Raw genomic sequence first — 24,386 nt, 5'->3', positions numbered from 1 at the left:
CGACGCGGGTTCAGGACAGGCGCAGGGCCTCGGCGGCGACGGCGTGGCGCAGGTCGCGGATGCCCGCGCGGCCGCGCGACGGATGGACGTTGTTGGTCAGCAGGACGACGGCGAGGGCGCGCCCGGGGTCGACGACGAGCGAGGTTCCGGTGAAGCCGGAGTGGCCGTAGGCGTCGGTGAGCGGGCCGACGATCGCGGGATCGCCGATGCGCACGCCCAGGCCGTGACGGAAGTCCGCACCCTGGACGCCGTGGTCGCGGGTGATCTCGGCGACCGTGGCGGGGCGCAGGACCGGCACGCCTCCGGTGCGCAGCGTCTCGGCGAAACGCAGGAGATCACCGGCGGTGGAGAAGATCCCGGCGTGTCCGGCGACTCCGCCCAGGCCGTGTGCGGTCTCGTCGTGGACCTCGCCGCGCACGCATCCCGGCCCCGGGCGTTCCGGCTTGTGCTCGGTGGCGACGGTCCTGGGCAGCAGGGCCGCGACCGGACGGTAGCCGGTGTCGGACAGGCCCAGCGGACCGGTGACCCGGGCGCGGGTGAGCTCGTCCAGGGGCGCCCGCCCGGCGATCTCCGCCACCCGGCCCGCCGTGATCAGCCCGACGTCGGAGTAGAGGTAGCGCCCGCCCGCGGGCCCGATCGGCGGTGTCGAGAGGATCCGCTCCATACGCCTGGCGTGGACCTCGGGGCCGTCGCCGGGAATCTCCTCGTGGGCCCTGCGGCTCGGCGGCAGACCCGCCGTGTGGGTGAGCAGATGCCGCAGGGTGGCCTCGGGGGCGCCGCGGTAACAGGCGGGCAGCCAGGCGGCGACGGGCTCGTCCAGGCCGAGGCGGCCCTCCTCGACCAGCGACAGGATGACGGCGGTCGTGAAGAGCTTGGTGACCGAGGCGAGATCGAAGATCGAGTCGTGCCTGGCGGGCGGCCGGTCGGCGGCGAGATCCTCAGAGGCCGACGAGTAGCGTACGGTCTCCCCCACGGCCGCGGCGGCCACTGTGACGCCGCCGACGGCGATCGCGGCCACCGCCGCCGAGCAGACGCGCGGCACCGCCGCCTCCAGAATCCCGGCCAGCCCGTCCCCCTCGTCGGGAGGGTCCGCCGAGGGCTCAGGCACCCCGGATCCGCCCCGCCGCCTCCAGCGCCGCCTCCAACTGGTCGCCGTGCCGCTCCAGCAGGACCCGTGCGCCGTCGGCGTCAAGGCCGTGCTCGATCATCAGCACCGCGACCTTCACGTGCCACTCGGCCGCCTCCAGCGCGGAGCGGGAGACCGGCAGGGCGGCCCCGGTGATGTCGCTGACCATCCGGGCCGCGCGGTCGGCCAGTTTGGAGTTCATCGCCGACACTTCGATCATGGTGTTGCCGTAGGTACGGCCCAGCCTGACCATCGCGATCGTGGAGATCATGTTGAGGACCAGCTTCTGCGCGGTCCCCGCCTTGAGCCTGGTGGAACCGGTCACCACCTCCGGGCCGACGACCACCTCGATGGGGTGCAGCGCGGCCGCCGACAGCGGGGTCGCCACGTTGCACGACAGCCCCACGGTCAGCGCGCCGCGGCGGCTCGCCTCGGCGAGCGCACCGAGCACGTAGGGCGCGCGGCCGCTGGCGGAGATGCCCACCACCGAGTCGAGCGCGCCCACCCCCTTCTCGGCGATGGCGGCCGCTCCCCCCTGCCGGTCGTCCTCGGCGCCCTCGACGGAACGGGTCAGCGCGGGAGGGCCGCCCGCGATGACCCCCTGCACGAGTTCGGGATCGGTGCCGAAGGTCGGCGGGCACTCGGAGGCGTCCAGCACGGCCAGCCGGCCCGACGTCCCCGCGCCCACGTAGAACAGGCGGCCGCCGGCCTTCATCCGGGCGACGAGCGCGTCGATCGCGGCCGTGATCTCCGGGATCGACGCGGCCACCGCCGCGGGCACCGTGCTGTCCGCGGCGTTCATCAACCGGGCCACCTGCTCGGTCGAGAGCAGGTCGATCCGGTTGTAGCGGGGATCGCTCTGTTCGGTGGAAAGCGTGGAGAGCGAATCACTCATGGCGTCCAATGTCATTGGAGTTCCTGTCTCGCTGCCGTCAAATAAATGATCTTCTGACAATGAAGGCGTTGTAGGCGTACGCCGGGCCGGGGCCGTCACCGCAGACCACGGCGGTAAAGCCAGAAGACCCGCTCGGCGTGCGCGCCGACCGCCCGGGCGTAGAAGTGCAGTGGCCCCACCCAGCCGATCTGGGCACTCGACATGCCCGCGGCCCGCTGTTCGGCCAGGCAGCGGCGCAGGAGCACCCGGCCGACGCCCAGGCCCCGCGCGGCCGGCGTGGTGCCCATCGGACCGAACCAGGTGGGCCTGGCCCCCCACGCCGCGAAGCCGAGGAGCTTCCCCTCCCTGACGGCGTAGTGGCAGCCGACGGCCTGCTCCGCCTCCCACGCCCAGTTGCCGTTCCACTGCTCCCCGACGAAGGCCGACACCGCGGCGCGGTCCCCGGGAGCGGCGGCGTGCACGGTGACCCCCAGGCCCGCCAGCCGCGCGAGGTCGGCGTCGACGGACAGGTCGCGGGCGAGGTCGACGGTCATGTTCCAGGCGACGTTGTAGCGCTCGTAGCCGAGGCTCTCGGCCAGGCAGGCCGCCTCGGTGTAGCGCACGTCGATTCCGGGCCAGGCGTAGGCGGGCGGGTTGCCCGCGAGGCGGACCTCGGTCGCCCCCTGGCCGCGCAGCCAGTCCTCGGCCGCGGCGACCAGCGCCCGGCCGAACCCCGCCCCCCGGACCTCGGGACGCACGGCGAGCAGGTCGACGTGGCCCGCGTACGGGTCGCGCGCCGACATGGAGACGAACGCCACACCGTCGAGGCCGCGCGTCACCAGCGCCGTCCAGCGCCGGCGCTCGGGCGGCTCGGCGAGCCGGGCGACCAGGCTCGCCGCCTCCCCGGCGTCCAGGGTGAGCGCGGACTCGGCGATCCCGGCGAGCGCCGCCGCGTCGGCCGCGGCGGCCTCGCGGATCCCGGACGCCTCGTGCGTCCCGTGACCGTTCCCCAGCGGGTTCACGACCGGCCGACCGGCATGGCGACGACGTCGCGGGCGGTGGGGTGGAAGCAGGCGTGCTCCTGGGGCGTGCCCCCGCCGTGACCGAGCACCGGCTGTTCGGACTCGCAACGACCGGTGCTGAACGGGCAGCGCCGGGCGAACAGGCAGCCCGCGTCCTGGCGGCTCTCGTCGAGCGCCCCTGCCGGCGTCACCCGCTGCTCACCCGGCCGTTCCAGGCCGTGCAGCACCGGGATGGCCGACAGCAGCGACTGGGTGTACGGGTGCACGGGGTCGGAGATGATCGTCTCGACATGGCCGCGCTCGACGACCTGCCCCCGGTAGATGACGTACAGCTCGCCGTCGTCGCCGATGTAGCGGGCGGTCGCCACGTCGTGGGTGATGAAGAGCACGCTCACCCCGAGGTTCTCGCGCAGGTCCTTGAGCAGGGCGAGGATGCCGAGCCGCAACGACACGTCGATCATGGAGACGGCCTCGTCGGCGACGAGCATCTCGGGGTCGACGGTGAGTGCCCGGGCGATGACGACCCGCTGGCGCATGCCACCGGACAGCTGGTGGGGGTAGCGGGGAAGCACGTAGCCCGGGTCGAGACCGACCAGTTCCAGCAGTTCCCCGGCACGCCCGTCCGCCCATGACCGAGAACGGCCGGTCTGCCCCGCCCGCAGCGACAGCGGCGCGTCCAGCGTCTGGTGCACGGTACGGGTCGGATTGAGCGCCGAGTACGGGTCCTGGTGGATGAGCTGGATGCGGCGGAAGTACGGCTCACGCTGCCGCGGGCGCAGCGACGACATGGGCGTGCCGTCGATGACGATCTCTCCGGAGTCGTGCCCCTCCAGCCCGGCGATGATCCGTCCGAGCGTCGTCTTGCCGCAGCCGGACTCTCCGATGAACGACGCCGCCCCGCCCTTCGGGATGGCGAAGTCGACGCCGCGCAGCGCCTTCACCTCCCGTCCGGCGAGCACGCTTCCTCGTTGCTTGAAGGTCTTCGTGATGTGCTGCCCCGTGATCACGCCTTCTCCTCCCTGGTCTCCGCGTCGCGGGCGGCGACGGCGTGGCAGGCCACGATCCACTCGCCGTACGGGACGGTGGGCGGCTCCTCGGTCTCACAGACGTCCATGCGCAGGTCGCAGCGCTCCCTGAAGACGCATCCCCGTGAGGGAACGGTCCCAAGCGTCGGCGGGCGGCCGGGCAGCGCCCTGGCCTCCCCGAGGTCGCCGACCAGGCGGGGGATGGCCCGGATCAGACCCTGGGTGTAGGGGTGGCGAGGCGCGCCGAGCACCTCGGTGGTCGGCCCCTGCTCCACCACCCGCCCGCCGTACATGATGGCCAGCCGGTCCGCGACCTCGGCCACCACGCCGAGGTCGTGGGTGATGATGAACGTGGTGAGCCCGCGTTCCTCGTGGACCTCCCTGACGATCCGCAGGATGGTGGCCTGAGTGATCATGTCGAGTGCGGTGGTGGGCTCGTCCAGCACGACGAGGTGGGCGTTGAGGACCAGCGCGAACATGATGCCGACTCGCTGGCGCATCCCTCCCGACAGCTCGTGCTGATGGGAGTCGAGCACGCGCGCGCCGTCCATGCCCATCCGGCCGAGCAGGTCCTTGGCGTCCCTGACCAGCCCGCGCAGGTCCCGGATCTCGTGCGAGCGCCCCAGGTCGAGCAGTTGCTTGCCGACGGTCTTGAGCGGGTTGAGGGAGTTCTGGGCGGCCTGGAAGACGTATCCGATGTGCCGGCCCCTCGCCCTGCGCAGGTCCTCGCCCCGCAACCGGGTGACGTCGCCGAGACCGTCGATCTCCACGCTGCCCGACCTGATCCTGCCGGGTGGCTGGACCGCGTTGAGCAGTGACAGCGCCAGGGTGGACTTGCCCGACCCGGACTCGCCGACCACCCCGGTGATCGTCCCGGGCGGTAGGTCCAGGTCGATTCCCGACACGGCGGGCAACTCTCCCGCGGCCGTCCGGTAGACGACGGACAGGTCCCTGACCCGCACTCCCGGCGGCCCGCTCCTGTCCGCGTCACGGGTGCCCTCGGCGGCGCCGCGGTTCCGGGCGGCCTCGACGCTCCGGTCGCTCCGGACGCCCACGGCCGCGGACAGCCGCTCGCCCAGTGTCATGGACACCTTCTCAGCAGGTACGAACATCGGTCACTCCTCCCGCAGCCGGGGGTTGAAGATCTCGTCCATGGCGTCGACGACGAGGACGATGCCCAGGGTGAGCAGCAGGATCGCCAGCAGCGGCGCCAGCATGTACGGCAGCGCGGCGGTCGTCGTCAGCGCGCCGCCGCCGAACACCGCGAGGTTGAGCATGACCCCCCAGTTGTTGGCGTCGAACGGCAGGACTCCCAGGAAGAACAGGCCCACCTGCGCGTACACCGCGCCGGTCACCGCGATGAGCGTGTTCATCGCGATGAAGGGGGCCATGCTGGGCAGCAGTTCCCTGCCGATGATGTGCCTGGTGGACAGGCCGAGTCCCCTGGCCGCCTCGACGAAGCCGCGCTCGCGCAGCGAGAGGGTCTGCGCCCGTACGGCACGCGCCACCCCTCCCCAGCCGAGGAGCCCGAGCACCAGGCCCATCTCGATCGCGCTGGTGAACTTCCAGACCGTCGACAGGACCAGCAGCAGCGGGAGCGCGGGGATGGTCAGCTTCATGTCGGTGATCCGCATGAGCACGGCGTCCCAGCGTCCGCGCCTGAACCCGGCGAACAGCCCGACGGCGGTGCCCAGGGCGACCGTGATGACCGCGGTGACCAGGGCGGTCAGCAGGACGTACCGGGCCCCGGTGATCACCAGGGCGAGCACGTCCGTTCCCTCGAAGTCGGTGCCGAAGGGGTGCGCCCAGCTTGGCGCGGCGTAGAGCGCGTTGTCGTCGCGCGGCAGCCGCTCGGGGTAGAGCATCGGCCCGAAGACGCCCATGAACGTGAACACGCCCAGGATGACCACACCCGCCATCCTGCTGGGCTTGCGCCGCAGGACCCGCCAGACGCCGCGCCGGAAGTTGCGTCGCAGCGTCGCGCGGGCGTCGCCCCCGGCGATGACCGGCGCGGTCATGCGATCTCCCCTACCGGCCGCCCGCCGTGGACGCGGCGCCTGTCGGCTGCTGTGATTCGCCCGTTCATGAAGCCTCCTGTCCGGAACGGACCCGTGGGTCGATCGCGGTGTAGAGCATGTCGGCCACGATGTTGGCGATGACGATCGCCACGGTGATCAGCAGGAAGGCCCCGCCCATCAACGTGTAGTCGCGGTCGGTGATGCTGTTGAGCAGCAGCAGACCCAGCCCGGGATAGGTGAAGATCCGCTCGATGAAGATCGCGCCACCGAACAGCAGGCCCAGTGAGAGGGCCAGGATGGTGAAGAGCGGCAGGATCGCGTTGCGCGCCACGTAGCGGAAGATGAGGCCGCGTTTCAAACCGCGCAGCTCCGCGGCCATGATGAAGTCGTCGCCCAGCACGGTGACCACGCTGGACTTCATCGCCAGGATCCAGCCTCCGTAGCCGGCCAGCGCGTAGGTCAGGATCGGCATCGTGGCGTACTGGATCAGTGAGCCGATGTAGGCGGCGTTGAGACCCGGCTCCAGTGTGACGTCGGCCGTGCCTCCGGTGGGGAAGATAGGCAGCAGGGTCGTGAAGACCGCGCTCAGCAGCAGCGCGAGAACGTACTGCGGCAGGCCGTGCAGGAGCGAACCGGAGACCGCCAGGACGTCCCCCAGCCTGCTGGAACGCTTGATCGCCGCGTAGACGCCCATGATGATGCCGACCGCGAAGCTGAGCAGGGTGCCGACGAGGACCGGCAGGATCGTCCAGGTGGCCGCGGCGGCGAGCAGCGTGGTGACCTCCGCGCCGGGGACGCTCAGCGACTGGCCGAGGTCGAGGTGGAGCAGTCCCCTCATGTAGCCGGCGTACTGCTCCCACAGGCTGCCCTTCGGCATGAAGCCGTACAGCGCGGCGGTGGCGCGCTCGGCCTGGTCGGGCGACATGCCCTGCTCGACCAGCTTCTCGTAGCGGGCCCGCATGGGGTCGCCGGGGATGCTTCTGATGATCACGAAGCTGATCGTGGTGACCACCAGGATCATGGCGAACCCCCGGGCGAGATGGCCCGCGAGGCGGCGTGCGATGACCGTCATATGTCGCTACTTCCTCTTGACCATGCCGAGTTGGAGCCAGACGCCCGAGGTGAGGCGCAGCGCGTCGCTGTCGTCACCGGGGAATCCGCTGAAGCGCGTGGTGTTCACCACCTGCGTGTTGACGTAGTCCCACAGCTGGATCACCGGAAGATCCTGGTTGGCGGCCCTGGCGAGAGTTGAGACGATCTTCTTCTGCTCCGCCTCGGGTGCGGAGTTCAGCTTGACCGTCAGCTCTCCGGGGTTGATCCTGCCCTCGCCCGCGAGCTGGACGGTCTCGGCACCGCCCATCCAGTTGCCCTTGGTGCCGGGGGCGACGTGCGTGAGTTTGCCGCCGAAGAGCTGCCAGCCGTTCTGGGCTCCGTACAGGCGCTGGTAGATGTTGTACGGGGCGGGTCCGAGCGCCACCAGCCAGAACCCGAGGTCGTACTTGCCCGCCGCCATCTCCTCCAGGTAGAGCGGGTAGTCGGCGGTGGTGACGACCTCGGCGTCGATGCCGGCGTCGTTGAGCTGGCTGGTGACGGCCTTCGCACCGGCCAGCCAGTCGGAGAAGGACGCGGGCACGTTGATGGTCATCTTCCACGGGCCGCCGTCCGGCATCGTCCACCTGCCGCCCTTCTTCTTCATGCCCGCGGCCCGCAGCTCCCGCTCGGCCCTGGCGGGGTCGGTCCGGTACGGCTCCAGTGCGGCGAGGCCGTCACCCAGCCACGCCTTCGCGGCCTCCTGGTGCAGGCCCGAGGTGGTGACCGAGGCGGTGCCGCCCTCGGGGGAGGCGACCTTGGTGACCTGCTCGCGGTCGATCAGGTAGGCCAGCGCCCGGCGGACGTGCACGTTGTCGTAGGGCTTCCTGGACTGGTTGAACGCCAGTGCCTCGCTGACCGGTGAGTAACCCCTGACCACGGCGTTGCCCGGGGTCTGGGTGATGCGCCTCATCACCCCGGCCGGGACCGCGGTGAACGGCGCGCTGTCCAGCCTGCCGGCGACCAGGTAGTTCCAGACCTGCTCGTTGCCCGTGTAGTTGAGGATGCGCACCTGATCGGCGGCGACGTTGGCCGCGTTGTGGAAGTACCTGTTCTTGACCAGCAACGCCTCACCCGGATTGACACGCTTCAGGACGAACGGGCCCGCGGAGACGTCCTGGGCCGGGGCGAAGGCGATGACCTTCTCCGCGAGGCTGGTGATCCCGGCCCGTGCCGCCTCGGCCCCGGGGGCGTCGCTCTGCGCGACCTTCAGCCTCTCCCAGAAGTCGGCGGGCAGCACGCCGCCCCAGATGTGCTTGGGGACGATGACGGTCTCCATGACGCCGCGGACGAAGGCGGAACTCGGGTTCTCCGCCGTCTGAGTGATCTTGATCGTCTTGTCGTCCACGATCTTGATGTCGGAGGCCGTGCCGGCCGCGGAGGGGTCGAGGGCATATGCGGTGCCGCCCTGGGTGTAGGCCAGGCCGATGGAGAACTTCACGTCCTCCGCGGTGATCGGCCTGCCGTCGGACCACTTTCCGTCCGGGTGGAGCCTGATGGTGATCGAGGATCGGTCCGGGGCGATCTGCCAGCTCTTCGCGACCCCCGGGTAGAACCGGTCCGGGTCCGTCAGGTGGTTCTTGGTCCACCCGAGCCACTCGGCGTTGTAGCCGCGGAAGGTGTTGCCCTTGGGGTTGTACGGGTTGATCGGCGCGTTCGCGTCGATGCCCGGCTTGAGCGTGTCGATCGTGGTGAAGACGGCGCTCCCCACGGAGGCGGAGCTGTCGGCGCCGCCCGCGCCGCCGCCGCAGGCCGCGGTGACGGCGGCGAGGCCGAGAGAGACCGCTGCCGCTACTAGTCGTTTCATGAACGCTCCGTGGGGTGTTCTCCGAGGTCAGGGCATCTGTGGGGAGGTATCAGGCGTTGTCCGGACCTTACGTTCACCTTGACGGTTGCGTCAATAAACTCCACTTTTGTGGAACATTTTGTAGCTTTCCTTCATTCCCCGTTTACCCTTCCGCGGCGCCGCCCTCGCGAGCCGGACGATCGCTCCTCGGCCGGGAACGCCCGCTCCCCCGGCTGAGGAGCGGAAACACCGGAGGGCCGGACGCCGGGGCGGCAGGACACCCGTGGCGGGCGGCTGAAAGTTACACCCTCGCCGGGGATCACGCCGCAGGTCAGGGCACTCCCGGCGGGCGGCCGGCTTCCCGCTCCCGCCCTGGGCCGCCTAGCATCGGGCCCCATCGAGGCGGGAGCGGAAAATGCGACGAAAGACGCACGGAAGCGGCACGATCCTGGCGGTTCTGACGGCCGCGATGACCGCGGTCGCGGCCCTGGGACTCCTCCTGGCCGCCACGGCGATGCCCGCGCAGGCGGCGGCCACCAGGATCATGGCACTCGGAGACTCCATCACCGGTTCCCCCGGATGCTGGCGGGCCCTCCTGTGGAACCGGCTCGTGAACGCCGGTCACACCAACATCGACTTCGTCGGCACCCTGCCCCCGCAGGGCTGCGGCGTCGCACACGACGGGGACAACGAGGGGCACGGCGGGGCGCTGGTCACCAACGTCGCCGACCAGAACCAGCTCCCCGGCTGGCTCTCGGCGACCACACCCGACATCGTGCTGATGCACTTCGGCACCAACGACGCCTGGAGCAACCGTGCGACCGCCACCATCCTGGCCGCGTACGGCAAGCTGGTGGACCAGATGCGGGCGAGCAATCCCAGCATGAAGATCCTCGTCGCCCAGATCATCCCGATGAACCCGAGCACGTGCGGTGAGTGCGCGCAGCGGGTCTCCGCGCTCAACGCGGCGATTCCCGGCTGGGCGGCGGGCAAGACCACCGCTCAGTCACCGATCGTCGTGGTCGACCAGTGGACGGGCTTCAGCACCGCGGCCGACACCTACGACGGCGTGCACCCCAACGCCTCAGGGGACCAGAAGATGTCCGACCGGTGGTTCCCCGCTCTGGCCGCCCTGCTCGGCTCGGGACCGTCCCCGACGATCACTCCCACCCCGACGCCGACCGTCACGCCCCCGCCGGGCGGCTGCACCGCCACCTACCAGACCACCAACCAGTGGCCGGGCGGCTTCCAGGGCGAGGTGACCGTCAAGAACACCGGCGCGGCGGCCGTCACCGGCTGGAGCGCGCGGTGGACGTTCGGCGGACAGCAGATCAGCCAGTCATGGAACGCGACGGTGACCCAGTCCGGCACCGCGGTCTCGGCGCGGAACGCCGCCTGGAACGGCTCCCTGAACCCCGGCGCGACGGCGACCTTCGGCTTCATCGCCTCGGGGACGGGCTCCCCGGCCCCCTCGGTGTCCTGCACGACCGGCTGACCGGTCCGATCGCCGTACGGCCGGGTTCCGACGCGCACACCCGGCCGTACGGCTTCCCGCGCACCCGGGACCGGCTCCGCGGCGCCGCACGCCTGTGCGGCGCCGCGGGCGCGTACGGCGGGACGCGGGCGCGCCGCGGAGCGCCACGCGCGGGCCGGCCCCCCGGCGGCACCCGTCGCGGAACCGGCTCGCGCGGCGGCCGGACCTGTTGAACCGCCGCTCAGTCCCGGCCGCCCAGCGCGCCGGGAAGCCGCTCCAGCAGGCTCTTCAGGTCGTCGGCGTGCTCCTCCTCCTGGGCCAGCAGATCCTCGAAGATACGCCGGGTGGTCACGTCTCCGTCGCCGAGCCAGTTGACGATCTCGGTGTAGGAGGCGATCGCGATCCGCTCGGCGACCAGGTCCTCCCTGACCATCTCGATCAGGTCGAGGCTGTCGTCGTACTCGGCGTGTGAGCGCGCGGTCAGCGTCTCGGGGTTGAAATCCGGCTCGCCGCCGAGCTGGACGATGCGCCGGGCGAGCCTGTCCGCGTGTTCCTGCTCCTCCGCGGCGTGCTCCAGGAACTCCGCCGCCACCACCCCCGCGTGGATGCCCGAGGCGGTGTAGTAGTGCCGCTTGTAACGGAGCACGCAGACCAGCTCGGTCGCCAGGGCCTCGTTGCACACCTGGATCACCCGGGGCAGGTCGGCACCGTAGGCGGCCGTTATCGGACCCTTGTCGATCTCCTGACGCGCCCGCGCCCGGATCTCCTTGATATCAGTGAGGAATTCAGCCATGCGCCTGCCCCTACCCGGAATCGGCCTCTTTTGACATCCTTCTTCGCGGGTAACGCTCGACGGTTCGAGCGTCGCCGCCCCAGGTGGCGGAGGGGCCGACGGGGGTGGCGGACGCCGATGGACCGTGCGGTCCGGCGCCTTCCGGGTCATGCCTGGACGCGGGGGCCGTGAATATTTCTGCCATTCACAAAAATTTTCCGCGCTCGAACCGGGTTCGGAATATCAAAGCGTGTGCGACGCGCCAGAAGAGGCTCGGCCGAAGGGCTACGAGCACGCCTCAGGCGTGGAGCGACACTCCGAAAGGTTTCGGATATGCTGCCGAGCATGTCAGGTAAGCCTCGGGTGACGATCGCCCGCATCGCCCAGGAGGCCGGGGTCTCCGCGCCCACGGTCTCCAAGGTGATCAACGGCAGGTCCGAGGTGTCGCCGGAGACCCGCAGGCGGGTCGAACGGCTCCTTCACAAGCACGGCTACGTCCGCCGCGCCACCGGCGCCGACGGCCCCGTCGGCCTGGTGGACCTGATCTTCGCCGAGCTGGAGAGCCCGTGGGCGATGGAGCTCATCCGCGGGGCCGAGAGCGCGGCCGCGGAAGCCGAGGCCAGCATCGTGATCTCCGTCCTGCACACCCACGCCGGTCCCGGCCGTGACTGGCTCGACCGGCTGGCGGCCCGCCGCACCGACGGCGTGATCATCATTGGCTCCCGGCTCTCGGCTCAGCAGTACGGCCAGCTCAACACCCGCTCGATCCCCTTCGTGGTGGTCGACCCCGAGGGCGAGCCGGCCCCCGGCGTGGCGTCGGTGGGCGCGACCAACTGGCAGGGTGGCCTGAACGCGACCCGGCACCTGCTGGAACTCGGCCACCGCCGGATCGGCATGATCGGCGGCCCGCCCGACGTGCTGTGCAGCCGCGCCCGCATAGACGGCTACCGTGCCGCGCTGGAGACCGCGGGCGTCGAGGTCGATCCCGCGCTGATCCTGCACGGCGACTTCCTCGTCGGCTCCGGTCACGACCACGGTCACGCCCTGCTCTCGCTGCCCGACCGCCCGACCGCCATCTTCGCCGGCAGCGATCTGCAGGCCTTCGGCGTCTTCGAGGCCGCCAGGCAGCGCGGACTGCGCGTCCCCGACGATCTGAGCGTCGTCGGCTTCGACGACCTGCCCCTTTCCAGGTCCGCCTGGCCACCGCTCACCACGGTCCGCCAGCCCCTGGAGGAGATGGCCTTCCTCGCCACCCGCATGGCACTGGGCATCTCCCGCGGCGAGGCTCCCGAGCCCCGCCGGGTCGAACTCTCCACCGACCTCGTCATCCGGGAGAGCTCCGCGCCTCCGGCGGGCTAGCGCGCGAGTCTCACCGGGCTTCACCGTCGGCCTGCCGTGGCCGCCTCCGGAGCACCGTCACGGAAGCACCGTCACGGAAGCGCCGTGCCACCGCTCCCGCTTCACGTCAATTACGACGCGCCTCTAATCCCGCCAACTCCTACGGCGAATTACCCCGATATTTCATGCGATCTCGCGATAATACTTCTCCCCTATTACCTTTTCTCATATGGTGACTCTGCCGGAAAAAGACCCCGAATAATACCGGTATGTGGCCACCAGTGACAGGGGAGAAGCCCATGGCCGCTTCACGATGGAGAATCACTCGTCTCGCACTCGTCCCGCTGCTCACCGGCGTTCTGATCGCGGGCCTCACCGGGACCACGACCGCCGCGGCGAGCGGGAACGCCCCGCTGAACGCCTCCGCCGCGAGGAACCTCGACGACATCAACCAGGACATTCGCAGCGCCCAGTACGTCGTCAATCGTTTCTGGGCGACGCACTGGTCCGAGTTCTTTTCCGGCTGGTATTCACCCCCGCGCGTTCTCGGCGGGTACGACGGTGCGCGGAGCAATGCGCCGAGATGCCAGGGGTCTCCTCTCCCCGATGACAACGCCCTGTACTGCTGGCCGCCCTACGACTTCATCGCGTGGGACGTCGACCTGATGCGAATGGGATACCGGCAGGGGGACGCCTGGGTCTACCTGATCATCGCGCACGAATGGGGCCATGCCGTCCAGGCTCGTATTCCACGGAGGCTGCTGTCCCGACGAGTCGAACTCCAGGCCGACTGCCTCGCCGGGGCGACCCTCTTCGGAGCCGCCGAGGACGGCATCCTGTTCTTCGAGACCGGCGACACCCAGGAGATCGCGGCGGCCCTGCGGCAGCACGCCGACGACACCCCCTGGACCGACGTGAGCGACCACGGCAGCGCCTCCCAGCGCCTTAGCGCCTTCAACCGGGGCGCGCGCCGGGGCGTGGGGGGATGCTTCACCTGACCAAAGGCTCTCCCGAGATCCCGGCCGTCCTCGCGAATCCGCCCGTTCGGACGCGCTCCCCGGCCCGCGCGGGGCCGGACCCGCGCGGGACGCCGACCCCGTCACGGGCCCGTGATCCCTCCGCGGCGGGTCCGTACCGGATCGAGACGGCCCCGCGCCGTGCACCACGGGTCCAGGGGCCTCTCCGCCGTCAGGCGGAGCTGTGTGCCGGGCCCCACCTCGCTTCGGCCGGGAATCCTCTGCCCTTGAGGCAGCGAAGGGGGTCGGCCCTCTTCCTGGAGAGCGACTCGGCGCCCCGCCGGTCGTCCGGCCGCACCTGCCAGATGGGATCACGCCGGATGACCGGCCGGTTCCGTTCCGGCTCCGCCTCCGAGATCGGCGTCCAGAGCGTGCGGACGCCATGCTCGTTGACGAGCCTCAGCAGGGTCCGGCACCCCGGGCAGCGGATCCTTCCGGTGCCGAGCTCCTCGCGCCGGGCGGTGAAGTAGCCGTAGTGGTCCACCCCTCGCTCGTCCCACGCCAGATCCATGTGCCGATCCCAGTCGACCTCCGCGACGGTTCCGCCCTTCGGAGCGCAGACCGGGCAGGGCACCCGCATCTCCTCCCAGAACCGCGGGCCGGCGAGTTCCGGATCGCGCCTGCCGACGTGCCTGACCGTTCCGGCGACGATCCTCCCTCCGTCCGCCGCTCGCCCGCGGATCTCCGGAGCGGTGGTGATCGGATCGGAGTTGTTGATGAGCCTGGCGAAGCGATCCGCGTGGACGTCACCCAGGCGGGGGACGCCCAGGACGGTACGGGCGGTCAGGTGCTCCAGTCGCCGGATGGCGCCCGAGGGCCGGGCGACGTACGCGGAGGTGATCATGGGAGGCGTGGAGCCGCGTGGCAGCAGCCACAACGTGGCCAGCAGTTCGCTCACCGCCCAGAACGACGTGAAGTAGTCGGCGGCGGGATGGACGATGACCCTGCCGGTCGCGATGATCTCGTACATCAGCCGTGCCACGCCCTCCCACATCTGCTGCCGCGTGACCACCTCGGCCGGGTAGGAGTACTCGCGGGGCGGCACCATCCGCACGGTGACCGCGTGGGCCTTCTCGAAGGTGGCACGCCACTCCTCCGCCTTCCGGCGCCCGCCGTCGTGGAAACTGAGAAAGTAGTCGGCCGGGTTGTCGAACATCCAGTAGTGCCCCGACGGGTGCGGCGACGGCGCCCGGTCCGCCCCCAGCGCGCGGCGCAGGTGCCGCTCCAGCCACTCGCCCAGCGCCGGGTTCTCCAGGGTCTCGCCGTGGACGGGAGCGTGGCTGGCGCGGGTCAGTACGTTGCGGGGCAACGGGCTGCGGCTGAGCACGATGCTGCCGGGGTCGAGCTTGGCGCGCGTGTCGAAGGCCGCGTAGACGTCCTCGGACCCCTCGACCGAGCAGTCCCACACGACGAAGGTCGACGTCCGCCGCGCCGCGAGTGCGACGGCCCCGCCGATGCCGGGAGGCACCACCACCAGACCGATCCCCAGCCTCGCGCAGATCGGCCGTATCCAGTCGTCCAGCAGGTCACGGCCGCTCTCGGTCGGCGGCACGAAGGCCGTCAGGGTGGCGTTCACCCGGCCGTCCCAACCGGCCCCGCCTGCCCGGCCGGTGCCGCCGGCACACCCTGCGGCCGGTGGTCCACGCGGCCCGTCGCCGGCCGGCGAACTCGCCGGCGTCGCCGGCCATCCCCCCCGAGGCTGTACCTGGAACCCATCTGATGCTCTCCCCTTGGCATGACGTTCTGTGAACGGCTCTCTCCGGCGGCGGAGGGTGCGCGGCGATCACCTGTCCAGATGGTTCTCCAGGAGGGTGACCAGCTCGATGACCCCGTGGAAGGGGAGAGGCGGCTCGGCCCCCTCGGCCTCGACGGTTCCGGCGATGTGACCGGTAGCGGTCCTCTGGACGTCTATGGTCAACCGCATTCCGGCCTCCCGTCGGCGGCGCCGCTCTCCTGGCGCTCTGGCAGGCGCTCACGGTAGTCGCGGGAGACGTGGAAGGCATCCGGGTGGCACCCCTACGGATCAACCGGCGGGCTTCGACGCGCCCTGCCTCTCCGTACGCCGGCCCGGGAAGTGGCGCCGCTCCCCGGTTACTCTCCGGGGTCGGACAGGACGGCGCGGAGCTCGATCCTGCTGGTGACGTTCAGCTTGGCGTAGACGCGGTTCAGCTGTGTCTCCACGGTGCTGATCGCCACCGAGCGCCGCTGCGCGATCTGACGGGTGGTCATGCCCTCGCGGACCATCGCCACGACCTCGCGTTCGGCCCCGGTGAGGCTGCCGAAGGCCGCGCTGGGACCGTCCACCGCCAGCCTGAGCTCCCCCGCCGTCTTCCGGGCGAGGTCGGCGTAGGCGACGGCACCGGTGTGCTCGAAGGTGGCCAGCGCCCGTCGCAGCAACCGCTCCGCCTCGGCGTGCCGGCCCCGGGCGTGCAGGGAGCGCGTCGTCACCAGGTCGATCCTGCCGGCCTCGATCGGCAGGCCCACCTCTCCGGCCAGGGCGAAGGCCTCCTCACAGTCCCGTACGGCACGCGCGTGGTCACCGCGGGCGGCGGCGATCTGGGCCCGCACCCTGGCGATGGACATCAGCGTTGAGCGGCGCCCGCTGGAGGCGGCCCGGTCGGCGAAGGCGCCCAGGGCGGCGTCCGCCTCGTCGAGCCGGCCGAGCAGGGAGAGCGCGTCGGCGCCGACCGGGCCGAACAGGTGGGTACCGGGCTCCAGCGAGTCGTAGTGGAGCTCGATGGTCTCGGCCGCGCTGAGCAGCCGCTGGGCGTCGCCCTGGGCCTGAGCGATCGCCGCCCGCGCGCCGGCCGCGTAGGCGAGGCTCACCCTGCTCTCGACGATCGGCGCCCACTCCGCGGCCTGGCGAGCGTGCTCGCGCGCCCGGCCCCACTCTCCCCTGGCCGCGCGGGGGTAACACGCCAGGGAGTGCAGGAGGGCGTAGTCCCAGACCCGCTCGTTCTCCTCGGCGTCGCCGACGGCGAGCCGAGTGAACCTGACGGCGTCGTCGAGCCTGCCCCGCCGGTATTCGACCTCGCCCAGGAAGCCGAGCGCCTGACCCACCCGCAGCGCCTCGCCGCGCGTGGCCCGCGCGACGCTGTCATGTAGGTCGCTGAAGGCTCCGTCGAGGTCGTCGGTCCACAGCCGGATCATGCCGCGGGCCACCAGACCGTCCAGCCCGGCCGCCGAACCTGGCAGGTCGGCGTCCGCCAGGGACCACAGCGCCTCCTCGGCCCGTCCGGCCAGGGTCCAGCCCAGGGATTGGGCGAACCAGGCGAACGCCCGCACCCACGGCTCGCGGCTGCCCGCCGCGACGGCCGCCGTGCCGTACTCGACCATCTCGGGGTAGGAGATCTCGACCACGCCGATGATCGCCAGCTGGGCCGCGATGCGCGCCCGCAGGTCCGCGGGCGCGTGCGGGCTCTCCGCCCCGCCGTGCCCGGCCGCGCCCAGTGCCTTGACCAGCAGCAGCCTGGCCTCCGCGACGCGTCCGGAGATCAGAGCCTGGTAACCGGCGACGTAGTCGCGCCAGGGGCCCGCCGGCGCGGCGAGGACCTCGCCCTCGTAGCGCCTGGCGACGGTGGCGTCACCGCAGACCAGCAGGGTCTCGGCGGCCATCAGTACGCGGGCGACCCGATCGGGCCCCGGCGGGGTCAGTTCCGCGGCGTGGCGGGCGTAGACGGCCGCCAGTGGCAGCCTGCCCCGGGACAGCTGGGCCTGGGCCTCGCCCTGGGCCAGCGCGGCGAGTTCACCGTCCGTACCGCCACCGGAGGCGGCGATCCCGTGCCAGAGTGCGCCCGGACCTCCCAGCAGGGCGGCGTCGCGGTGCAGGGCACGGCGGCGCTCGACGCCGGAGTCGTAGTAGATGCGGTCCCAGACCAGCAGTGTGGTGAAGGCGAACTCCTGCCCCGCCGTCCCCGGGATCTCCTTGAGCAATCCGGCACCGACGGCCTCCGTGAGAGGAACGGTGACGTCGGCGACGCCGGAGAGCGCACGCAGGTCGGCCAGGCGGAAGCGGCGGCCGAGCACGGCCGCCGCACCCGCGACCTCGCGGGTGCGGCGGGCACACGACGCCAGCCGCGCCACGACGGCCTGCGTCATACCGCGGGGGGCGGGCAGCGGGCCGTTGCCGAAGTTGATCGAGTGCATCTCCACCTGATCCAGCAGGAGGATCGAATGCTGCGCGTTGCCGTCGGTGTGCTCGTGCAGTCTCCTGGCGCCTGAGGGGGTGAGGCCGTCGTGGCCTGTCGCGACGGCGAGCCGTACGAGATCTTCGGCGGAGAGCCCCTCGACCTGGAGCAGGCGCCCCTGCGGCGAGTCGAAGATGCGCTCCCAGCCCTCGTGGAGTTCCAGGGGTGGCGCGTCCGGGGCCGCTCCCGGCGCGTACCCGGGAGCCTGGTGGAGGACCAGCAGCATGACCTGGGCGTTGCGCAGGCGCCGGGCCGCCAGGCGGAGCGCGGTCATCGACTGCCGGTCGCCGCAGTGCGCGTCGTCGACGACCACGATCAGAGCGTCCGCGGCGGCGAACTCCGCCGCGAGGGCCTGGCCGACGAAGGCGGCCTCGGCCTGGCCGGCCAGTGTCCGGGCGAGCGCCGGGGTCGGCAGCTGCTCGGCGATCTGTTCCAGCACTCCCCAGGGATGGGCGAGCGCGTCCTCGTCGCCGAAGGCTCGCACCGTCCGCACCCCGGGGACGGTCCGCAGGAAGCGCTCGACCAGCTCGGTCTTGCCGACTCCCGCCGTTCCCCGGACACCCACGATCCGTGCGTCGCGGCGTCTGGCCGCTCCCCACGCCTCCCCGAGGAAGTCGAGCTCCCGCTTCCGGCCGATGAACAGCGGAGAGGTTCTGCCGAGCAACGCAGCGCTCCCTTTTCACGTTTCACATGTTCTTGACGGTGATTATGAATCAGAGATCAACCCGTCGGCACTGATTTCACCTGAAGATTCTTCGCGGAGTGAATACGAATGAATTTCACATCGTCGGCGACGGGCGTGGATTCCGCCCAAGGTACGAACGCGAGGGCACGCCGGAAAGCGGGCCGCGATCGCGCCGACCAGCGGGGTCCGGCTCCGCAGGAGACCCGCTGCGCCCGGTGTCGCAGACTCCCACCTGCTCTTTTCCCGACCTCACCGGCTGATTTCCCGCGCGGGGAACGATCCACGCTCGGGAGGGGGAGCGATTCACGAATACGGTCGACCCTAAAACGACCGCCACCCTTGATTCCCACACACATGGTATGGATTTTCCGCGACCGGCGAGTCCCGCGCCCGGTGAGTTTACGATGACACGAGGTATCCAATGGCCCGCGTCATTACGCAGGGCACACCGCGGGTGATTCCCTCGCCACCGGTGGTCAGAGTCCCGCTCGCCGCCCGCCTCGGGTTCAGCGGCGCCTGGCCGGTGTCGCAGGTCGGTCGGCGGCGGCGCGGTAACGGGGTCGAACACCTCGAACCGCGTTCCCGGGTCGCCGTACGCCCCCGAGGGGGTCTCGATCACCCGCGCCCGTAGTGGGTCCCTCCCCGATCAGTCGAGGTGGAAGACCTCCTCGAGCGAGACCATGCCCTCGTCCGGGCGGCCGTCGAGGCTCTCGAAGAACGGCGCCATCTCGGCCTGCCATCGGGCGTTGACCTCTGTCGCGGCCATGGCCTCGCGGGCCGCCTCGAAGTCCTCGGTCTCCAGATAGCCGACCAGCAACCCGTCCTCGCGCAGGAAGAGCGAGTAGTTGTGCCAGCCGGTGGCGCTCAGGGCGTCGAGCATCTCCGGCCAGACGGCACGGTGGCGCTCGCGGTACTCCTGGAGGCGCTCCGGCCTCACCTTCAACAGGAAGCAGACCCGCCGCATGGGATCGCCCTTCTCGGATGTGGCCCGCGCCCGGACTCGCCGGGCACGGACCGTGCCGGTGGTGTCCGTCAGCACAGGCAGGCCTCTACTGAAAAACGATTTAACACATTGAAGCTGGACACTAGAACCAAGCTCCCGGGGGTGTCAATGGCACATGAACACGCTGTTTCCTTAGCGTTACCCGGCACGCGCCCCGGCCGGCCCCGCGTCTCCGAGGGCCCATCGCTCTCCACCGCCGCACATCCGGACCGCCATCTGTTGCCACGTTTTAAACATTTCGACACCTCGCGTGGCCTTCGCGACAGTGCCGGCCGCTCCGCGACCGCGGCTCGGCGGAGGCAGGTGATCGTGGCCCCCGGCGGGCGGACGCGTTCCGATGCCCGCGGCCGGTCACCGCCCGGATCACGCAGGCCCACCTTGGGCCGCCGGGCAGCAGGGGCACCGTCTGATCGGCTGTCCACCTCGCCGTCTGGTTCGGGGAGGAAGGCGACTCCATGAGCTGTTTCACCTGCCGTCTCTGACATATCACCCATATCAGGAAGGGCTTTCCGGCTACGCTTGGACCGTGCCCGTCTACGTGGCCGTGGATCTCGGAGCTGAGAGCGGCCGGGTGCTGACCGGCGAATTCGATGGTGAACGGCTCGCGGTGCGGGAGGTGCACCGCTTCGCCAACCGGCCGGTCCGCGTGCTCGACGGCCTGTACTGGGACGTGCTCGGGCTGCTCGCGCAGACGCGCGGAGGCATCGCGCTGGCCGCCGCCCGCGGTCGTGTCACCAGCGTGGGCGTGGACGCCTGGGGCGGCGACTTCGCCCTCCTCGACCGTGACGGGCGGCTGCTGGCCAACCCCCGCCACCACCTCGATCCCTACACCTCCGGGCTGGCGGGCCTCGTCTCCTGGCAGGACCACTACGAGCTGACCGGCATCCGCCCCGGGCCCGGCACCACGGCCTGCCAGCTGCTGGCGCACGCCGGATCGCCGCTTCTGGAGGCGGCCGACCACCTGGCGATGATGCCGGACCTGTTCACCCTCTGGCTGAGCGGCGAGATGGTCACCGAGCGGACGATCGCGAGCACCAGCCAGCTGCTGGACGTCAGGACCGGCCGCTGGGCGAGCAGTCTTGTCACCCGCCTGGGCCTGCCCCGTCACCTGTTCGCCCACCGGATCACCGAGCCGGGCACAATCGCGGGACCTTTGCGCGAGAAGGGCAGGGACGGCCCGGGTGGAGTCGTGGTCGTCGCGGTGGCAGGCCATGACTCCGCCTCCGCCGCGGCGGCGCTTCCCGTCTCGTCCGGCTCTGTCGGCTACGTCTCCTGCGGCACCCGCTCGCTGGCGGGACTGGAGCTCGACGCCCCGGTCACGAGCCGGGCGGCCAGGCTCGCGGGTTTCGGCAACGAGGGCGGCGTCATGGGGACCGTGCGATTCACCCGCACCCTCAACGGCCTGCTGCTGCTCCAGGAGTGCCGCAGATCCTGGGGCGTGCGCACCTCGTACGCGGACCTGGTCGCCGAGGCCGCCGCCGCGCCCGCCTTCGGGCCGCTGATCGACCCCGGCCACCCGTGGTTCCTTGAACCCGGCGACATGCCGGCGAGGATCGCGGCCTACTGCCACTCGACCGGGCAGGCGCCGCCCGCCGGCCGAGCGGAGACGGTGCGCTGCGTCCTGGAGAGTCTCGCGTGCTCCTACCGCTGGGCCCTGGAGCAGGCCGAGTTCCTCAGCGACCGGCGGGTGAAGGCCGTGCACCTCGTGGGGGCCGGGGCCTCCAGCGAGACGCTGTGCCGGCTCGTCGCCGACTTCGCCGGACGGCCCGTGCTGGCCGGTCCCGTGGAGGCGACCGCCGTGGGAAACCTGCTCATCCAGGCCATGGCCGACGGCCGCATCGGCTCCCTCACCGAACTGCGCGAGGTGGTCCGCCGCTCGTTCCGGCCCCGGCCGTTCCCACCCGGCCGCGAACGGGAGCCGTACGAGATCGCCTACTCCCGATACCGGCAGCTGACCGGGATAGACAGATTCCACGTCGATGCGGGACCCGGGCTGGGCACCGGCCGGGAGCGCTGACCCGTAGACGGCCGATCGGCTTCTCGACCCCGTCCGGCGAGCGGTAGCCTACGTGCCCCGACACCCCGCACCTCCGGCCGTGCCCGGCGGCGCCGTCTGGAAGGTTCCGTTCGTGAGAGCGTTCGTCGTGACCGGGCCTCGCCGCTTCCCCGTGTGGGACGTCGAGTGAATGTATTGTCGTTTTATGCCTGCCACAGCCCCCTTGTCCGATCAGTGGGTGTGATGATCCCCGACCCGTCGGCCGACTGGGCGCGCAGCGGCGTCGTCCCGCTGACCGGCCGCGAGAGCGGCCCTCCGCTGGTGCCACCGGGTCGTGCCGCCACCGTGGCGCGGGAGCTGGCCGACCGTTTCGCCGAGTTCACCGGGGTGCGGGTGGACGGTGCCCGGTTGCTGTCGGAGCGTGCCGCCTTCACCGGCCACCGGCGAGGTGGGGCCGTGTCTACCGGAGGCGCGTGCCGGCTGCTGCGCACCGCCGACGGCTGGGCGGCGGTCTCCTGTGCCCGCCCCGACGACCCGGCGTTACTGGGAGCGCTGGTCTGCGCGGACGTGGGCGACGACCCGTGGCCGGCGGTCACCGGCTGGCTGCGCGAACACACCGGTGCCGAGCTCGCCGAGCGGGCGGCGCTCCTCGGCGTCGCCGCAGGCCCGGTCCGGCACCGGGCCGTTCCGCCCGCCCCGCTCACCCCGCCCGCGCCCGCGACGCCCCGGCCGCCGGACGGTCTGCTCGTCGTGGACTTCAGCGCGCTGTGGGCGGGCCCGCTCTGCGCCCACCTGCTCGGCCTGGCCGGTGCCCGGGTCGTCAAGGTGGAGACCCCGTGGCGGCCGGACGGCGCCCGGGGCGGGAACGCCGCGTTCTACCGGCTGCTGCACGCCGGGCACCGTTCGGTCATGCTCGACCCCCGCACCCCCTCCGGACGGCACGCCATGGCCGCCCTGGTCGGCGCCGCCGACATCGTCATCGAGGCGTCCAGGCCCCGCGCGCTGGCCGGTTTCGGGCTCGACGCCGAGGCCGCGGTCGCCGCCGGCACCGTCTGGATCTCGATCACCGCGTACGGGCGCGGGAGCGACCGGGTCGGATTCGGTGACGACGTCGCCGCGGCGAGCGGACTGGTCGCCCATGACGCCGACGGGACCCCGCTGTTCTGCGGCGACGCGATCGCCGACCCGCTCACCGGCCTGGCCGCCGCCGTCCTCGCCGCGACGGCGCCGCCGGACGGCACGGGCGCGCTGTGGGACGTCTCCATGTCCGACGTGGTCGCCGCCACGCTGGATCCCGCCGCGGCGACGCCCCCGAGCCCGGTGGCCACCCGGTCGCGAAACGGCGGCTGGGTCGTCGACACCCCCTCCGGCCCGGTCGACGTCGCCGTCCCGCTGCGGCGGGCGGCGTCCGGAAGGGCGCCCGGGAGCGGGGAGCACACCGCCGAGGTGCTGCGCGAGCTGGGCGTCGTGTCCCGGTGACCGGTCTGCTGCTGCGCGACGCCGAGCTCGACGGGCACACCGGGATCGACGTCCGCGTCGAAGACGGCCACGTCGCCGAGGTGGGCGTCGCCCTTGGCCGCCGGCCTGGAGAGGCCTGGTACGACTGCCGGGGCGGCGCGCTGCTGCCTGGGCTCTGCGACCACCACCTGCACCTGCACGCGCTCGCCGCCTGGAGCACCTCGGTGCGCTGCGGCCCTCCCGAGGTGACCGGGCCCGCCGCGCTGGCCGCCGCACTGGCCGCGGCCGTCCCCGACGAGCACGGATGGATCCGTGGCGTCGGGTACGCGGAGACGGTCGCCGGCGACCTCGACGCCACCGTGCTGGACCGCCTCCGTCCCGACCGCCCGGTCCGCGTCCAGCATCGCAGCGGCGCGCTGTGGACCCTCAACACCGCGGCGATGGCCGTGACCGGCCTGGCCGGGGCCGACCACCCCGGCGTCGAGCGGGACGACCACGGCTTCCCCACCGGACGGCTCTGGCGCGCCGACGGCTGGCTGCGCTCCCGGCTGCCGTCCGCCGGACCGCCCGACCTCACCCCGGTGGGCGCCGCCCTCACCCGCTTCGGCATCACCGCCGTCACCGACGCAACCCCCGATCTCGACGCCGGCGCCGTCGCGGCGATCACCGAGGCCGTGCGTGGCGGGGCGCTGCCCCAGCGCGTCCATCTGCTCGGCGTCCCGCTGGACACCCCGGACGGGCCCGATGACCCCGCGGGGCCACCGGGCCCCTCCGTCGGGCCGTACAAGATCGTGGTCGCCGATTCCGGGCTGCCCGCACTCGACGAGCTCACCGGCCGGATCCGGGCCGCGCACGCCGCCGGGCGCGCGGTCGCCGTGCACTGCGTCACCCGCGAGGCGCTGGTCCTGCTGCTGGCCGCGCTGGACGACGCCGGATCCCTACCCGGTGACCGGGTCGAGCACGCCGCGCTCGTACCGGCCGAACTCGCCCCGGAGATGGCCCGCCTCGGCCTGCGCGTCGTCACCCAACCGGGCTTCCTCGCGCACCGGGGCGACGACTTCCTGCGGGACCTCCCCGCCCGGGACCACAGGGATCTGTACCGCTGTGCCACCTTCTTCCGGACGGGCGTACCCGTCGCACTGTCCAGCGACGCCCCCTACGGCCCACTCGATCCCTGGGCCGTCATCGGCGCGGCGACCCGGCGGCGCACCCCGTCCGGGCGGGTCGCCGGTCCGGGCGAGCGGCTCACCTTCTCCCAGGCCCTCGGCGCCTACCTCGCCCCGCCCGGAGAGCCGGGCGGTCCGGCCCGGCGCGTCCGTCGCGGCACACCCGCGGACCTCGTCGTCCTGCGCACCCGCCTCGCCGACGCGCCCGCCGACCCGGAACCCGTCCGGGCGGTGCTGGTGGGAGGACGTCTCGTCCGGGACGATCCCGGCACGGGTCCCGCCGGCCGGTAAGGACCGTGGATTCGCCATGCGACGCCCCGAGGATGCCCCGGCCCCCAGGCGGGGAAGGAC

At 71.9% G+C, this 24,386-nt stretch carries 19 protein-coding genes; 6 read left to right on the top strand and 13 right to left on the bottom strand.

The window, feature by feature from the left end:
• Window positions 1-10 precede the first annotated feature (10 nt).
• The 8 genes from ACFQVD_RS07815 to ACFQVD_RS07780 form a co-directional block, all read right to left on the bottom strand.
• Window positions 11-1,108 carry a serine hydrolase domain-containing protein gene (locus tag ACFQVD_RS07815; protein ID WP_343977262.1) on the bottom strand — a complete coding sequence of 366 codons (1,098 nt, stop codon included), beginning with the start codon at window positions 1,106-1,108 and terminating at the stop codon, window positions 11-13.
• Window positions 1,101-2,021 (bottom strand): N-acetylmuramic acid 6-phosphate etherase, encoded by a 921-nt coding sequence (murQ, locus tag ACFQVD_RS07810; protein WP_364152875.1) that lies wholly within the window; start codon window positions 2,019-2,021, stop codon window positions 1,101-1,103. The genes ACFQVD_RS07815 and murQ overlap by 8 nt, the downstream gene beginning before the upstream one ends.
• A gap of 95 nt (window positions 2,022-2,116) precedes the next feature.
• A complete protein-coding gene (locus tag ACFQVD_RS07805; RefSeq protein WP_386270725.1) occupies window positions 2,117-3,022 on the bottom strand; it encodes a GNAT family N-acetyltransferase in 906 nt (301 codons plus the stop codon).
• Window positions 3,019-4,029 (bottom strand): ABC transporter ATP-binding protein, encoded by a 1,011-nt coding sequence (locus ACFQVD_RS07800; protein ID WP_343967070.1) that lies wholly within the window; start codon window positions 4,027-4,029, stop codon window positions 3,019-3,021. Before ACFQVD_RS07800 ends, ACFQVD_RS07805 begins: the two co-directional genes overlap by 4 nt.
• Window positions 4,026-5,159, bottom strand: coding sequence for an ABC transporter ATP-binding protein (locus tag ACFQVD_RS07795; protein WP_343967068.1), 1,134 nt, complete (start codon window positions 5,157-5,159; stop codon window positions 4,026-4,028). The genes ACFQVD_RS07800 and ACFQVD_RS07795 overlap by 4 nt, the downstream gene beginning before the upstream one ends.
• Window positions 5,160-5,162: 3 nt before the next feature.
• Window positions 5,163-6,065: an ABC transporter permease gene (locus tag ACFQVD_RS07790; RefSeq protein ID WP_343967065.1), complete on the bottom strand. Its 903-nt coding sequence runs from the start codon at window positions 6,063-6,065 to the stop codon at window positions 5,163-5,165.
• 64 nt (window positions 6,066-6,129) lie between these two features.
• Window positions 6,130-7,137: an ABC transporter permease gene (locus ACFQVD_RS07785; protein ID WP_343967063.1), complete on the bottom strand. Its 1,008-nt coding sequence runs from the start codon at window positions 7,135-7,137 to the stop codon at window positions 6,130-6,132.
• Between the two features lie 6 nt (window positions 7,138-7,143).
• Window positions 7,144-8,961, bottom strand: coding sequence for an ABC transporter substrate-binding protein (locus tag ACFQVD_RS07780; protein WP_343967061.1), 1,818 nt, complete (start codon window positions 8,959-8,961; stop codon window positions 7,144-7,146).
• Window positions 8,962-9,355: 394 nt separating this feature from the next.
• On the opposite strand from ACFQVD_RS07780, the gene ACFQVD_RS07775 reads away from it, so the two are divergent.
• Window positions 9,356-10,435 (top strand): cellulose binding domain-containing protein, encoded by a 1,080-nt coding sequence (locus tag ACFQVD_RS07775; RefSeq protein ID WP_343967059.1) that lies wholly within the window; start codon window positions 9,356-9,358, stop codon window positions 10,433-10,435.
• A gap of 220 nt (window positions 10,436-10,655) precedes the next feature.
• Here ACFQVD_RS07775 and ACFQVD_RS07770 read toward each other — a convergent pair whose 3' ends face one another.
• The gene (locus ACFQVD_RS07770; RefSeq protein WP_343965401.1) at window positions 10,656-11,207 is read right to left on the bottom strand and encodes a ferritin-like domain-containing protein; all 552 of its coding nucleotides are present in this window, start codon (window positions 11,205-11,207) and stop codon (window positions 10,656-10,658) included.
• A 324-nt stretch (window positions 11,208-11,531) separates the two neighbouring features.
• On the opposite strand from ACFQVD_RS07770, the gene ACFQVD_RS07765 reads away from it, so the two are divergent.
• Both ACFQVD_RS07765 and ACFQVD_RS07760 read left to right on the top strand, forming a co-directional pair.
• Entirely contained in the window at window positions 11,532-12,545 is a 1,014-nt protein-coding gene (locus tag ACFQVD_RS07765; protein ID WP_343965403.1) for a LacI family DNA-binding transcriptional regulator, read from the top strand.
• 278 nt (window positions 12,546-12,823) lie between these two features.
• Entirely contained in the window at window positions 12,824-13,522 is a 699-nt protein-coding gene (locus ACFQVD_RS07760; protein WP_343965406.1) for a neutral zinc metallopeptidase, read from the top strand.
• Window positions 13,523-13,712: 190 nt separating this feature from the next.
• Here the strand turns inward: ACFQVD_RS07760 and ACFQVD_RS07755 are convergent, their stop codons facing one another.
• The 4 genes from ACFQVD_RS07755 to ACFQVD_RS07740 all read right to left on the bottom strand — a co-directional run bounded on the left by ACFQVD_RS07755 (window position 13,713) and on the right by ACFQVD_RS07740 (window position 19,376).
• On the bottom strand, window positions 13,713-15,116 hold the full coding sequence (locus tag ACFQVD_RS07755) for a hypothetical protein (protein WP_343965408.1): 1,404 nt from the start codon (window positions 15,114-15,116) through the stop codon (window positions 13,713-13,715).
• A 207-nt stretch (window positions 15,117-15,323) separates the two neighbouring features.
• The gene (locus tag ACFQVD_RS07750; RefSeq protein ID WP_343965410.1) at window positions 15,324-15,464 is read right to left on the bottom strand and encodes a hypothetical protein; all 141 of its coding nucleotides are present in this window, start codon (window positions 15,462-15,464) and stop codon (window positions 15,324-15,326) included.
• 167 nt (window positions 15,465-15,631) lie between these two features.
• On the bottom strand, window positions 15,632-18,391 hold the full coding sequence (locus tag ACFQVD_RS07745) for a helix-turn-helix transcriptional regulator (protein WP_386270720.1): 2,760 nt from the start codon (window positions 18,389-18,391) through the stop codon (window positions 15,632-15,634).
• Between the two features lie 667 nt (window positions 18,392-19,058).
• Window positions 19,059-19,376, bottom strand: coding sequence for an L-rhamnose mutarotase (locus tag ACFQVD_RS07740; RefSeq protein ID WP_343965421.1), 318 nt, complete (start codon window positions 19,374-19,376; stop codon window positions 19,059-19,061).
• 565 nt (window positions 19,377-19,941) lie between these two features.
• Here ACFQVD_RS07740 and ACFQVD_RS07735 point away from each other — a divergent pair.
• The 3 genes from ACFQVD_RS07735 (at window position 19,942) to ACFQVD_RS07725 (ending at window position 24,326) form a co-directional block, all read left to right on the top strand.
• Window positions 19,942-21,432 (top strand): rhamnulokinase, encoded by a 1,491-nt coding sequence (locus ACFQVD_RS07735; RefSeq protein WP_343965419.1) that lies wholly within the window; start codon window positions 19,942-19,944, stop codon window positions 21,430-21,432.
• 222 nt (window positions 21,433-21,654) lie between these two features.
• A complete protein-coding gene (locus ACFQVD_RS07730) occupies window positions 21,655-22,890 on the top strand; it encodes a CoA transferase (RefSeq protein WP_386274286.1) in 1,236 nt (411 codons plus the stop codon).
• On the top strand, window positions 22,887-24,326 hold the full coding sequence (locus ACFQVD_RS07725; protein WP_386270718.1) for an amidohydrolase family protein: 1,440 nt from the start codon (window positions 22,887-22,889) through the stop codon (window positions 24,324-24,326). The genes ACFQVD_RS07730 and ACFQVD_RS07725 overlap by 4 nt, the downstream gene beginning before the upstream one ends.
• The last annotated feature ends 60 nt before the right edge of the window (window positions 24,327-24,386 follow it).

Source organism: Streptosporangium amethystogenes subsp. fukuiense (assembly GCF_042665875.1).
Taxonomy (GTDB): Bacteria; Actinomycetota; Actinomycetes; order Streptosporangiales; family Streptosporangiaceae; genus Streptosporangium; species Streptosporangium fukuiense.
This window is presented reverse-complemented; position numbering and strand designations above follow the sequence as displayed.